Origin of the sequence: Vibrio sp., assembly GCF_038138445.1 — a bacterium.
In the GTDB taxonomy this organism is placed as follows: Bacteria; Pseudomonadota; Gammaproteobacteria; order Enterobacterales; family Vibrionaceae; genus Vibrio.
Map to the genome: position 1 here is coordinate 24,089 of NZ_JAYQDQ010000011.1, position 13,667 is coordinate 37,755.

13 protein-coding genes are annotated in these 13,667 nt (G+C 41.8%); 6 read left to right on the forward strand and 7 right to left on the reverse strand.

Features of this window, described 5'->3' with window-relative positions; genetic code table 11:
* Positions 1–5 precede the first annotated feature (5 nt).
* The 6 genes from AAFM34_RS05295 to ccoN form a co-directional block, all read right to left on the reverse strand.
* On the reverse strand, positions 6–2,402 hold the full coding sequence (locus AAFM34_RS05295; RefSeq protein ID WP_341660723.1) for a heavy metal translocating P-type ATPase: 2,397 nt from the start codon (positions 2,400–2,402) through the stop codon (positions 6–8).
* Positions 2,386–2,865 (reverse strand): FixH family protein, encoded by a 480-nt coding sequence (locus tag AAFM34_RS05300; RefSeq protein WP_341660725.1) that lies wholly within the window; start codon positions 2,863–2,865, stop codon positions 2,386–2,388. Before AAFM34_RS05300 ends, AAFM34_RS05295 begins: the two co-directional genes overlap by 17 nt.
* Positions 2,866–2,943: 78 nt before the next feature.
* Positions 2,944–3,930, reverse strand: a complete 987-nt coding sequence (gene ccoP, locus AAFM34_RS05305) for a cytochrome-c oxidase, cbb3-type subunit III (RefSeq protein ID WP_341660727.1) — start codon at positions 3,928–3,930, stop codon at positions 2,944–2,946.
* A complete protein-coding gene (locus AAFM34_RS05310) occupies positions 3,927–4,103 on the reverse strand; it encodes a cbb3-type cytochrome oxidase subunit 3 (protein WP_160927535.1) in 177 nt (58 codons plus the stop codon). The genes ccoP and AAFM34_RS05310 overlap by 4 nt, the downstream gene beginning before the upstream one ends.
* Positions 4,104–4,118: 15 nt before the next feature.
* The gene (gene ccoO / locus AAFM34_RS05315) at positions 4,119–4,739 is read right to left on the reverse strand and encodes a cytochrome-c oxidase, cbb3-type subunit II (RefSeq protein ID WP_341660731.1); all 621 of its coding nucleotides are present in this window, start codon (positions 4,737–4,739) and stop codon (positions 4,119–4,121) included.
* A gap of 13 nt (positions 4,740–4,752) precedes the next feature.
* A complete protein-coding gene (ccoN, locus tag AAFM34_RS05320) occupies positions 4,753–6,180 on the reverse strand; it encodes a cytochrome-c oxidase, cbb3-type subunit I (protein ID WP_341660733.1) in 1,428 nt (475 codons plus the stop codon).
* Between the two features lie 257 nt (positions 6,181–6,437).
* On the opposite strand from ccoN, the gene AAFM34_RS05325 reads away from it, so the two are divergent.
* From AAFM34_RS05325 to AAFM34_RS05350, 6 genes are all read left to right on the forward strand, one after another.
* Complete coding sequence (locus AAFM34_RS05325) at positions 6,438–6,806, forward strand: hypothetical protein (RefSeq protein WP_341660735.1); 369 nt, start codon at positions 6,438–6,440, stop codon at positions 6,804–6,806.
* A 129-nt stretch (positions 6,807–6,935) separates the two neighbouring features.
* Positions 6,936–7,586 carry a type III secretion system export apparatus subunit SctR gene (sctR, locus tag AAFM34_RS05330; RefSeq protein WP_341660737.1) on the forward strand — a complete coding sequence of 217 codons (651 nt, stop codon included), beginning with the start codon at positions 6,936–6,938 and terminating at the stop codon, positions 7,584–7,586.
* Positions 7,583–7,852, forward strand: a complete 270-nt coding sequence (locus tag AAFM34_RS05335; RefSeq protein WP_341660739.1) for an EscS/YscS/HrcS family type III secretion system export apparatus protein — start codon at positions 7,583–7,585, stop codon at positions 7,850–7,852. The genes sctR and AAFM34_RS05335 overlap by 4 nt, the downstream gene beginning before the upstream one ends.
* Complete coding sequence (gene sctT / locus AAFM34_RS05340; protein ID WP_341660741.1) at positions 7,853–8,635, forward strand: type III secretion system export apparatus subunit SctT; 783 nt, start codon at positions 7,853–7,855, stop codon at positions 8,633–8,635.
* Positions 8,636–8,637: 2 nt separating this feature from the next.
* A complete protein-coding gene (locus AAFM34_RS05345; RefSeq protein ID WP_341660743.1) occupies positions 8,638–9,690 on the forward strand; it encodes an EscU/YscU/HrcU family type III secretion system export apparatus switch protein in 1,053 nt (350 codons plus the stop codon).
* A gap of 274 nt (positions 9,691–9,964) precedes the next feature.
* On the forward strand, positions 9,965–10,615 hold the full coding sequence (locus AAFM34_RS05350; protein WP_341660745.1) for a two component system response regulator: 651 nt from the start codon (positions 9,965–9,967) through the stop codon (positions 10,613–10,615).
* 168 nt (positions 10,616–10,783) lie between these two features.
* On the opposite strand, the gene AAFM34_RS05355 is transcribed toward AAFM34_RS05350, so the two are convergent.
* Positions 10,784–13,570 (reverse strand): two component system sensor kinase, encoded by a 2,787-nt coding sequence (locus AAFM34_RS05355; RefSeq protein ID WP_341660747.1) that lies wholly within the window; start codon positions 13,568–13,570, stop codon positions 10,784–10,786.
* Positions 13,571–13,667 lie beyond the last annotated feature (97 nt).

A 13,667-nucleotide genomic window follows, 5' to 3' on the forward strand; every position in this document is an offset into this window, starting at 1 on the left:
GATTACTAACCTTGTTTTTCTTTCAGCAAACGAAGAGAGTTAGATACTACTATAATCGAGCTTGCAGACATACCAATAACAGCAAAATATGGGGCAACTAAACCAGCGACGGCTAGCGGAAGGATGAGTGCGTTGTAACCGAGTGACCAAGCTAAATTCTCGCGTATTATATTACGTGTCTGTAATGCCAAGTCTCTAGCTGCCAATACTCTGTCCAGTTGATCGCCAAGTAGGACCATATCTGCCGATGCCTTCGCTGCATCAGTGCCTCCGCCCATAGCGACTGACAAATGAGCGCCTGCTAAAGTTGGAGCGTCGTTAATGCCGTCGCCAAGCATCATGGTAATTTCTGTTTTATCTAAGCTGTTAAGATAGTTGAGTTTATCTTCTGGTTTTGCCTCAGATACTACTTTTTTAATACCAATTTCATTGGCTGTTAGCTCGGCATTTTGATGTGAGTCTCCTGTAAGAAGAGTGACAGAGATTCCTGCTTGCTGAAAGCGGTCAATAAAGGCTTTAGATTCCGCTCGAATTGGGTCTTGATATGTGAATGTCGCTATATGTTCGCCATTTAGAGACATATAAATTTGGTTAGGTTTTATAGAGTTATTAACCCCTAGTACGAAGGAAGCACTGCCAATTTTTACTTGATTATTCTGGTAGTTACCAACTAGTCCAGATCCTATGATATTTTCGACATTCGAAACTTGAATTCCGCTTTTTTTGTACACATCGAATGCTCTTGCGATAGGGTGGTTTGCATAAGATTCTAATGACGAAGCGATGGCGGAAACTTCAGTTTCTGACAGCTCTGAGAAAGTTTGTATGTCATTAATAACAATCTCACCACGGGTTAAGGTGCCTGTTTTATCTATGATGAGGTGGTTGACCTTACATAAAGTCTCAAATACATGGCCTTTGCGAAGAAGTATCCCAAGGTTCCCTAATCTTGATGTTGCACATGTTAGGGCAGTAGGTGTTGCCAGTGAAAGCGCGCATGGGCATGTAGCAACGAGTACAGATAACATGATCCAAAATGCATCATCTGGCTTAGTTTGGTGCCAATAAATCCAAGTGCTGGCAGCTGTGATGAGAATAACAGCAACAAAGTAACGCGCCACGACATCAGCAAGTTGAGCAATTCTAGGTTTAGACAGTTGAGCTTCATCTTGGAGTCGAATGATACTAGAAATCATAGAATCAGCTTTAGTTGATGTGACTTCAAGCTCAAATGATTCTTCGCCATTTATGGTGCCAGCGTAAACATAATCATCGATAGTTTTGACAACTGGAATAGACTCACCAGTTAACATAGACTCGTCGATGTGCACTCTACCTTTGATGATCTTTCCGTCTGATGGAATATGTTCACCAGGTAAAACACGGATACGATCACTAACCTTGAGCGTTTTTACTGGAACTTGCTCACCATCTAATCGTGTGGCCATGGCTGGGATGAGTTTAAGCAAGTTACCACTTGCAGCCGCTGCTTTTCTCCTTGCTCTCATTTCTAGGAATCGACCGAGGAGAAGGAAAAAGGCGAACATAGAGATCGATTCGAAAAAGACTTCTCCTGACTCTGTTACAGTGGCGATAAGGCTTGAGAAATATGCAAATATCATAGCCAAGGATACGGGGACATCCATCCCCAAAGTTTTACCTTGAATGCTTCGCCAAGCATTAACATAAAAGGGGAGTGCAGAGTACAGCATCACGGGTGTAGCAAAGATTAAACTCACCCACCGAAAGTAACTTTTAAACTCTGGCTCCAAGTCTCCAAACACCTCTAGGTACAGAGCAACAGCTAACATCATTACCTGCATGGTTGCTAGCCCTGCAATGCCAAGCCTATACAAGTACTCTTTCATCTGTTTGTGGTAGGCTGCTTCTTGCTTGTCTGCTTCAAAAGGTGCAGCTTTGTAGCCTAATTTATGTATTACAGAAAGTAACTCACTGAGCTGTGCTTGTGTTTTATCCCAGACCAAAATTGCTCTATGAGTAGTGGTATTTACCCGAATGGATACAACGCCATTTTGAATTGTGAGTTGTTTTTCAATCAGCCATGCACAGGCTGCACATGACACACCTTCGAGTGACAATGTCACTTCTGAGTATTGTTCTTTATTTCGTACAAACTCTGATTGTACCTCTTCATTGTCATAGTGAATGAGAGTTTGCAGTTGTTCTGGAATTAACTCTGCTTTTTGTGCAGGAGCAGTACGATATTGGTAATAAGATACGAGGCCACTGTCGAGAATAGTTTGTGCGACGCTTTCACATCCAGGGCAGCACATGATTCTCTGCTTGCCTAATATTTCAACACTGAAATTCGTGTTATCCGGCACTTCTTCCCCGCAATGGTAGCATGGAGAAGGTAAGGTGAGGTTATTTTGTGAGTTCAACGTTGGCCTCGGTAGGGAAGGTCACTCGGCCTTGGATAAGCCATTGCTCATCATGGGGTGTTAATTCAATAAACCAAGGTCCTTGGAGTGACTTATCAAGTGTAAGCCTGTATTGCCCACCTGCGTCTGATGTAAGTAGTTTAGTAAAATCTCTATCGGGTAGGGTTCTATGAGCGAACAAGGCTGTAATTGCTGGATAATGCTTGAGTTGACCTTTGTTAAAACTGATCACTACATCGTTATTTTCTGAGGATACAGCTGCGGATAGCTCAAGATCTCTTGCAACATTAATCTTTGAAATATCGATATTGATGGCTTTGCCCTTTTTATAGTAATCCTCTGTGACCAATGATACTGAATTGTTTGAAAACACAATCACAGTGATAATTGTCCAAACGACAACGGTCAGCGGCAGTATAATTAGGAACCAGGGCCAAAACTGCTTATACCAAGGCTTTACCATAAAAACTCTCACATATTTAAAAACAAGGTTTAATCGATAAGAAAGGCAGCCCCTTAGAAAGGGGCTGTTATTGAACGCTTACTCTTTTTCTGAATCAGAGTTGCTCAAACTCCAAACATAAGAGGCAACAAGCTGGATTTTATCTTCGCCGAGAATGTCTTTCCAAGCAGGCATCACACCTGATCGACCATTCATCAAAGTCTCGGTGACGTCTGCGCGAGACCCTCCATATAACCATACTTGATCGGTTAAATTTGGAGCGCCGACAGCTGGATTACCTTTGCCATCTGTGCCATGACAGGCTGCACAAACCACAAAGCGTGCTTTTCCTGCTTCGGCTTCTCGTGCGTTGACCGAACGTCCTGATAGGCTAAGAGTGTAGCTTACGACTTCTTTAACGCCTTGCTCACCCAATGCATCTTTCCAAGCCGGCATTTGTCCGACACGCCCATGCAAAAGAGTGGTCACAATCGCTTCAGGTTCACCACCGTACAGCCAGTCGTCATCAGTTAAGTTAGGGAAGCCTTTTTGTCCTCTAGCATCGGAACCGTGACACTGAGAACAATTTTGCAAGAACAAGCGCTGCCCAACTTTTAATGCTTCTGAGTCTGCTGCAATTTCTGGTACAGAACGTAATTGTTCTCCACCATCCACATAAGCAAGGCGCTTAAATGCTTCTCCGAAGTATGCATCAGCATCGTCAAGTTCTTTAGCATACTGAACAAGACGTTTATTCTTCTGCGCTTCGGCAATTGAGGCTTTAGATTCCTCTAACGTTGTCACCGTTTGGTCAGAACTCTGCCAACCGAGTAACCCTTTGAAACTTCCCATGCCTGGATAAAGTGCAAAGTATACAGCCGCAAATAAAAACGTACCGACAAATAGGTACGTCCACCACTTAGGTAGTGGATTATTTAACTCACGAATACCGTCGTATTCGTGTCCCATATCTGCGCCTTCTTCAATGCCTGTTTTGTCTTTTAGGCACCAAATCAATATCGCAGCACAGCCTACTAATGTACCGACTGTAATAATGATTATCCAAAGACTCCAAAATGTCGTCATTGCTTAGTCACTCCTTGTTCTTTTGAGGGTGTTTGCTCTTCATCAGCAAAAACAAGGTTTGCAGCTTCATCAAAACGGGCTTTGCGACTTTTTCCAAACGCCCACCAAACCACACCTATAAAGCACACGAACAGCACTATGGTCCAAATACCGTGAATAGTACCTATATCCATAATTTCACCCCTTAATTACTTCATCGCGTGACCAAGAGATTGAAGGTAAGCAATGATGGCATCCATCTCTGTTTTACCTTCTACATCTTTTGACGCATTTGCGATTTGTTCATCTGTGTACGGAACACCAAACTGATCACGGAAGATTTGCAGTTTCTTCTGAGTGTACTTACCGTCAAGTACATTATCAGCTAACCAAGGGAACCCGGGCATATTTGATTCTGGGACCAGCTCCCTAGGGTTGATAAGGTGCACTCGATGCCATTCGTCAGAGTAGCGTCCACCCACACGAGCTAGATCAGGTCCTGTACGTTTTGAACCCCAAAGGAATGGATGCTCCCACACACTTTCTCCTGCAATAGAGTAGTGACCATATCGCTCAGTTTCAGAGCGAAATGGACGAACCATCTGGCTGTGGCATACGTTACATCCTTCTCGGATGTATATGTCTCTACCTTCAAGTTGTAGAGCAGTATAGGGTCTCAGGTTCTCAACGGGTTCAGTGGTTTGCTTTTGGAAGATAAGTGGTGTTATTTCCACAAGCGCACCCAAGCTTATTGCAAATACAATAAGAATCGCTAGAAGTCCGACATTACGTTCAACAATTTCATGGCGATTGCTAGAATTAGAACTCATTCTTTTCATCTCCTTATGCTGGGTGCGGGACAGCTTTAAGGCTATCCTTTGGTGCAGATACTGTTTTGTACGTGTTGTAGGCCATTAACAACATTCCTGATAAGAATATAGCCCCGCCCAAGAAACGCACAAAGTAGAATGGGTATGACGCCTGTACAGACTCAACAAAGCTGTATGTCAGTGTTCCGTCTGAGTTTACAGCGCGCCACATCAATCCCTGCATAACACCTGAAATCCACATTGCAACGATATAAAGAACCGTGCCAATTGTCGCAAGCCAGAAATGTGCATTGACCATACTCACAGAATACATGCGCTCTTGACCAAATAGTCGTGGAACTAAGTGGTAGACAGAACCAATCGAGACCATAGCAACCCAGCCTAATGCACCGGAGTGAACATGTCCTATCGTCCAGTCAGTGTAGTGAGATAGAGCGTTGACTGTCTTAATTGACATCATTGGACCTTCAAAGGTCGACATACCGTAGAAAGACAGCGATACGATAAGGAATCTGAGAATTGGGTCATAGCGAAGTTTGTGCCAAGCTCCAGAAAGAGTCATGATCCCATTTATCATTCCCCCCCAAGAAGGAGCAAATAGGACTAAAGACATCACCATACCGATAGACTGTGTCCAATCAGGTAACGCGGTGTAGTGTAAATGGTGCGGACCTGCCCAGATATACAAGGAGATAAGTGCCCAGAAGTGAACGATTGAAAGGCGATAAGAATAAACAGGGCGTTCAGCTTGTTTGGGAACAAAGTAATACATCATACCGAGGAAACCAGCAGTCAACAGGAAGCCTACAGCATTATGCCCATACCACCACTGCACCATAGCGTCGACGGCGCCAGAATATATCGAGTAGGATTTACCCAAAGATACTGGGATAGCCATACTGTTCACTATATGAAGAACGGCGACTGTAATTATAAAGGCACCAAAGAACCAGTTGGCTACGTATATGTGAGATGTTTTCCGTTTGACTAGCGTTCCGAAGAATACTACCGCATAAGAAACCCATACCAACGCGATACCGATATCAATTGGCCACTCTAGCTCGGCATACTCTTTGCTCGTAGTCATTCCCATAGGCAGAGTTATTGCTGCAGATAGAATAACGGCTTGCCAGCCCCAGAAGGTGAAGGCGACGAGAGGGCCACCAAATAGACGAGTTTGGCAGGTACGCTGTACAACATAGTAAGATGTTGCGAACAGTGCACTAGTACCAAACGCAAAAATAACCGCATTAGTATGCAGAGGACGTAAGCGACTGTACGTCAACCACGGCGTATCAAAGTTCAGCTGTGGCCAAACTAATTGAGCGGCAATCAAAACACCAACGCCCATACCGACAATGCCCCATAAAATGGTTACTAGGGTAAATTGGCGGACGACCGTATAGTTGTAGTTTTGTTCAAGCTGCTTTTCTTGGCTCATTTGCATGCTTCCAATTTTCTAATTAACTACACTTTACTTCCAACACGACTCATGTCGTAATGCCACCCAAATCATCTAGAAAGTTACGACTAAACAACTGGTTAAACTTCCTTGTGGATTTTGAAAAAAGTGGCATTTTCAGCCGGCAACTATACTGCATTTAGTATATCAATGACAGTATAGTAACCTTACACTTGGTCCGGTATTGACCTTTTATTTTAAAACTTTGAAGTTTGTTACACGGAGAAGACTACCGCATGGCAGCCGAAAAACTTACCCCTGGTCGTTTTGCCCAAATTATCATCATGTTAACCCTTTTGGTTGCGGCGTTTACATGGCGTACTTTGGATTACGACACGCAGGATAAACTCGAGTGCAATTTAACCCCAAAGTGTACGGTTAACATTAATGATAGTTCTCTAATTGCTTATTTAGAAGGCTCTAGGTTAATCATCATGAAACCTACGGCTAGTTGGGTACTCACAAGTCTAGATAAATCTCTGGAGTTAGAAGAGAACGAAACAATGTGGGAAATTGAGTTGGGAACAAAGCAAGTAGTTGAATTTTATTTCAAAAAAAATAGTTCGGATCAAAAAATAGAGGTGTCTTTTAACGTCAAATCTTAACTAAATCATGGTGCGTTTTTAAACATTTAAGAGACAAGTTTCAGACTGAATTAATCTCAGGTCCATACCTGATACCACAAAAGTGCCGTATGTAGCAGACTCATACTCTAAGTGTAGGAGGAAGTGCATATGGCCTTATTGGACAATCCAATTCAATTTATCGTTGTATTATTCTGTCTATCCTTGCTGCCATTATTTGCAGTTATGGGTACATCGTTTTTAAAATTATCCATTGTTTTTTCAATGCTGCGGAACGCATTGGGGATTCAACAGATCCCACCAAATATGGCAATATATGGTTTAGCCTTGATTTTAACCATGTTTACTATGGCTCCTGTTGGGCTAGCCATAAGAGACAATATTATGGCGCACCCTATTGATTGGAATTCTCCAGACCTCTATGCACAAGTGTCTAGCCAGATTATTGCACCGTATCACCAATTTTTAAGCCATAACACCAGCGACACCCAGATCCAGTTTTTTTCCAAGGTTGGGCACGATATTTGGCCCGAGCAATACCAAAGTGAGCTTTCTAAAGATTCACTACTTGTGATGGTTCCTGCATTTACATTGAGCCAGTTAATTGAAGCATTTAAAATTGGCTTCCTGTTATACCTACCATTTGTTGCCATCGACTTAATTGTTTCCAACATATTACTCGCGATGGGAATGATGATGGTATCACCAATGACAATAGCTCTGCCTTTTAAACTGCTTATTTTTATACTTATGGGCGGTTGGGATAAGCTTATTGGTCAGCTCGTGGGGTCTTTCTCATGAATGAAGCAGTTATCGTCCATTTTACGTCAGAACTTTTGTGGCTTGTGCTTATTCTATCCATGCCCGTTGTTTTAGTTGCATCAGTTGTAGGTATCTTAGTGAGCCTATTTCAGGCTCTCACTCAAATTCAAGATCAATCTTTACAGTTCTTGATCAAACTCGTCGCTGTCTGCATTACCTTAGCTGTCACTTATCACTGGATGGGCAGTACGCTGCTTAATTATGCTGGACTTGCCTTTGACCAAATTGGTTACGTAGGAGGCTAAATGTCTGCTATTGTTGAATATGTTCCAATCCTCGCACTATGCATGATGCGCCCACTGGGCATGATGTTGATGCTCCCCCTTTTTAAAGGGGGAGCTATGGGCAGTGGCCTTATTCGCAATGCTTTAATTGTAATGTTTGCCCTTCCTGTAATACCTATGATGCAAGCACATCCAGCCGACTTTTCTTCTAAGCCATTAATTGAACTTATTTGGGTTTATGGTGAGGAACTACTAATAGGCCTTATTGTAGGCTTTTGTGCAGCAATTCCCTTTTGGGCCATAGATATGGCAGGCTTTGTTATTGACACCATGCGTGGGGCGTCGATGTCGACAGTCCTTAATCCCTTGATGGGACTACAGTCTTCGATATTTGGTATGTTGTTTACCCAAATTCTTGGGGTGCTGTTTTTGGTTACTGGTGGGTTTAATGCACTGCTAAGCGCTTTATATCAGTCATATTCTTCGCTTCCACCTGAAGCCGCCTTGTCTTTTAACAATGAGTTATTAACATTCATCAGTCAGCAATGGCAAATGATGTCTGATATGTGTTTAAGTTTTGCCTTACCAGCAATGGTGGTGATGATTTTGGTTGACGTTGCTCTTGGTCTTGTTAACCGTTCGGTAGAACAACTTAATGTATTTTTCTTATCAATGCCTATTAAAAGCATTCTGGTTGTCTTTCTTTTGTTGGTGAGTATGCATTTTGCTCTGTCCCATTACCTTACACAGATTAATCAATTTGAAGGAAATATTTCCACTTTATTTGAACTGATTAAGGGATAACTATGGCTGAAAAAACCGAGAAACCCACACAAAAGCGTTTAAGGGATGCACGTAAAAAAGGGCAAGTAGTAAAAAGCCCTGAAATCGTGACGGGTCTTCAAATGGCCGTTATTCTTGGTTATTTTATCCTTGAAGGACAGGGGATTATGGAAGCGGTCTGGAAAATGATCGAGATTTCCATCGACTCCATAAACCTTCCACTTAAAGTAGCAGCCGAGACAGTTTTAGCAGCGTTTGTTTTTATAATGCTTCGCTTTATGGCTGGGCTGGTTTTTATTCTTGTCATTACAGTAATTATAAGCTGCATGGCACAAACGGGCCCAGTGTGGGCATCGGAAAGCCTAACTCCCAGCTTTAATAAAATTAATATAATAAATAATGCCAAAAATATCTTTTCAATGAAGAGTGTATTTTCTTTGTTAAAAAATATACTGAAAATTTTGGTCTTAAGTTTGGTCTTTTATTATTTGCTTAATCAGCATGTCAATATGTTTCAATATTTGCCTACCTGCGGGGCAGAGTGTGGTGTTGAAGTTACGTTTACATTAGTGAAATGGCTTTGGGGCGCTTTTTTAATCTGCTATTTGGTTTTTTCAGTTGCAGACTATGCCTTTGTTCACTTTCAAACAATGAAAGAATTAAAAATGTCTAAGGAGGATACCAAACAAGAGTACAAGGAAACGGAGGGCAATCCAGAGGTGAAACAAAAACGTCGAGAACTCCAGAGAGAAACGGCAAATGGTTCACTAGCGCAAAATGTTAAGAAATCAACAGTCATTGTTCGAAACCCAACTCATATCGCCGTATGTTTATATTACCAGCCTGATGAAACGCCTCTGCCGATGGTTCTAGATAAAGCGCAAGATCATATGGCGCTTCATGTAGTGGATATGGCAGAGCAACACACCATACCTCTGGTGGAAAATATCCCTCTAGCAAGAGCACTATTTAGTCAAGTTGAGGCGGGGCAAGTTATCCCTGAATCCTTGTTTGAACCTGTCGCAGAGCTACTTCGAGTAGTAATGAATGTTAGTTATGATGATGGTGATGACTAGAAATTATCTCGCTTTCCTTATCGCGACTTGTCTATCAGCGTCGATGTAGATATTACTAAATATTGTAATGACATATGTTTTAATTACATCATTAGGACTAAAACTTGACCATTTAGGGGATAATTTTATCATTCGTACCAACTCATATCACTTAAATGAAAAACATTCTTGATAACTTCCTACTGAGTGTTAGATTAACTATCAGTGGTATCAATAAGTCCATTACCATTTGGTTATAATAAACCTAACCTGTATCGGTTTATGGATGTGGAGAATGACAATGACATTTGGTGAATACTCTCAGTTAAAGATTTTGGTTGTAGACGATCATGATCTTATATTCGACGGGTTAAAGAGTTGTCTTGCTCCTTACCCAAACTTGGAATTAGTAGGCTTTGTTACTGATGGTCTGAGCGTCTATGAGGAGTGCTTGAAGCAGAGACCTGACATGGTGTTTATGGACTTAAATTTGCCAGGCATGTCAGGAGTAGAAGCTATACGACAATTACGTAAACGCTGGCCTGAAATGATGATTATTGTGTTAACCGCTTCAGAAGAAGAAAGAAAAGCACGGGAAGCCTTAGATGCAGGCTCAAATGGTTACGTGCTTAAAAATGGGTCTAAGAGTACTTTACTTGCAGCAATTAAAAGCGTAACTAGAGGTAAAACTTTTTTAGATCCTGCGTTGGATGCCAAACACATCGAAGCATTAAGCCAAGTAGATGAAGGTGATATTCCTGTTTTAACACCACGTGAAAAGCAAGTACTAAAGCTTATCTTCGAAGGTAAACGTAACCGTGATATTGCAGAAGCTCTGTTGATTGGTTTAAAGACGGTAGAAACACATCGGATGAATATAATGCGCAAACTTGATGCCCATAACGTAGCTGACTTAATGAAGTGGGCGCACAGGATGGGTATTTAGGCCCGTTGCTGATTTTTAATCACTGACCGCTACCAAGTGGAAAGGGTAGCGGTTAGCTCTGAATTAGTATGTGCCACTAATTATACCTAAACGCCTTGTAAGTTTTATTGGCAAAGAAGTCGTATGTTTCCTGTTTTTGTCATATTCATAGTCAGGCGTACCAGGGCGTTATTTACTGCTGTACTTTTCTAGAGCATTGATTAACAGAGAAAACTCTTCATCAGTTATTTGTTGGCCGCTTTCAATTTGATGCTCTAGAGTGCTTACCGTATCGAAAACATTGGTAGCACCGGCAAGTCCTGCACTGCCTTTGACATTGTGTAAGATGTCTTTAAGCTCAGACCAATTCTTATCAGCAAAGCTTTCCCTTGCAGCATTGGCCATTTCTTTAAAGTGGTTGCTAAGGCGTTGGGTAAATTCGCCTTCATTGAAGTCCATAATGGGAGTGTCTGATTCCACGTTAATGTCCGGCTGCATGTCTCGATCTATTTGAATTTCTGCTGCATGCTCTAATACTTTAGCGAGTTCTTTCATAGACACTGGCTTGGTTAGGTAGCCGTTCATCAAATTTATCGACTTATCATGTTCTGACGGATTGGCGTTTGCAGTCAGTGCCATGATGGGGCAGTCGGTATCTAGGGTGCTCTCGCTTTCTCGCCAAAGCTTAGTCGTTTGATAGCCATCGAGTTCTGGCATTCTAATATCCATCAATACCAAATCGAAGACATGCTGCTGACTATACTTTAGGGCCATCTTTCCATTGCTGGCGCATGTAACTTCTTGACCCAGCTCGATCAGCATTTTACTTACGATGTCACGATTGGTTTCAACGTCATCGACTAGCAAAACCTTAAGCTTCCATGGAATCATCTCTTTGGGATTCATGTGGTTTTTTTGTGTCGAAATACCATGCTGCAGTTCGTACAGACGTTTCCATAAACGCCAAGGCAAGTAAGGAAATTCATCGTTTTTAAGTGCATCAGAATCTTTGTCAACACACTGCCCGCCCCATGCTTGGATTTGGGGGTGAAGTGATGTGGGTGCTTCAATTGTTCCTTCTGTAAGGCGTAGCAGCATCCCTGGATTGCTCAGAGGCATTTTGAATGTAAATATTGAACCCTTACCAAATTCGCTTGTTACGGTTAGGCTTCCACCCATTATATTTGCGAGCTTACGTGAAATAGGAAGGCCTAAACCAGTGCCAACTTGGTGCTGTGAAGATTGCCGGAAAGGTTCAAATACTTCATTGAGTTTATTTTCTTCAATACCTGGACCAGTATCTTTGACACTAAAGCATAGTTGTTCATCCATCAGATCAATAGATAAAATAATTTCTCCTTGCTGAGTAAACTTTGCTGCATTGCCTAACAAGTTAACTAAAATTTGTCTAACGCGAATAGGGTCAAACGCGCTGGTTTCTGGAATGTTGGAACCAACAATAGCTTTGAGTTGGATTGGTTTATCGACAACGTAAGACTGTATGGTCAACATAGCCTCATCAACGACTTTTAGGAGAGGGGAGTCGATAATATTTAATTCTATTTGTTCTGCTTCTATCCGTGAAAAATCAAGCAAGTTGTTAATAATACTTAATAATGATTTAGCGCATGTATAAGCTGTATTTCTAAGGTCAGCCTGTTGTTCTGTTAGCTGGGAGTTGCGCAGTAATTCCAGCGAACCGGTAATACCATTAAGCGGCGTTCTTATTTCATGGCTAATGTTGGTTAAATGCTCACTTTTTCGTGCCGTTGCTTTTTCGGCAACCTGTTTAGCATGGGCTAATTCAACCGTTCGTTGCTCGACTTTAGACTCGAGGTCATCGTAGCTCAACTTGATTGTATCGAGCAGCATATTATAGGCTCTTGCTATGTCTCCAAGCTCGTCTTTTCTGGATTCAGGCAGACGTCTCTCAAAGGTTGGCTGCCGTTCACTATTGATGATATCAACAAAAATACGAATGGGTTTAGCAAGAGACTTTCTTAATATGACAAGCATAATAATGGTCATTAATCCGAAGGACACTAGAGACCACTTAAGCTCATTATAGAATGGTGCATAAGCTAGCTTTTCAATCGTAGACTTGGGTATTAACGAGATTTGATACCAGTTTGGCCCCTTAATAGATTTGCTGACCACATAGTAATCATTGAGTTGTGGTAACTGGTGATTGTTCTCGACACCAACAACCTCTTTCTTAGTGTCAATAAACTGTTTCAATTCTTGCTTTATTGTGTCGTTTATATGGGTTTGACCAAATACTGGGATTATATTTTCACGGGTGATAAATAAGTTTATATCGTCTTTCGCGTAAACATTGGACACGTTAAGCACATCTTCAATATTAATTGCAAAACCAACCTGGCGGGCCAAACTGTTACTGGGATCTAAGGTGTAACTCAGCAGAATATAAACACTGTTGCGTTTACTATCATACTTGGGCTCACTCCAGCGAAATCCATCTTTGGCTGGTAAATTGGCAAGGTCGATAACCTCTTGAATTCTTTGTTCCTGATGTTCACGTTCTCGCTCGGACGCCGCGTAGATTGAGACGTGTTTGTTTGGCTCTATGATAAAGGTATCGACATAACGTTGTTGTCCGGCGATACCGAACGTTTGGAGCGCCCATAATTGCTTATGCTCTTTGTCCAAAGGCGTTTGACCAATGTTAAATTGGCGAGCAACCAGCTCGATGTCGGGGTCAATTTTCAAGGTTTTAAACTGTTCAAGTCTTTGTTCAAATTGCTGTGTATCTTCCATAGCTTGTTGAAACAAACTTTGATTCATTTGTGCTCGAATCTTGCCCATTTCATTATAGCTTTTGAGTGTTTGATTTAGAGTCCCCTTGTAGGTGTTATCAAACGCACTAATTTGGATTAGAACCCACAGACCAATAAAAACTGAGACAAACGCGACAGTGAGCTTGGTGACGAGGGAGGAATTCCAGCTAGTTTTCATGTCCAATCCTAAGTCCGTAGTTATACGTTTTTTCTAGTTCTACCATAGCGCGAATTGCCGCCTAAGGTCCATATCTGCTGTTGAACGATAGTAATAT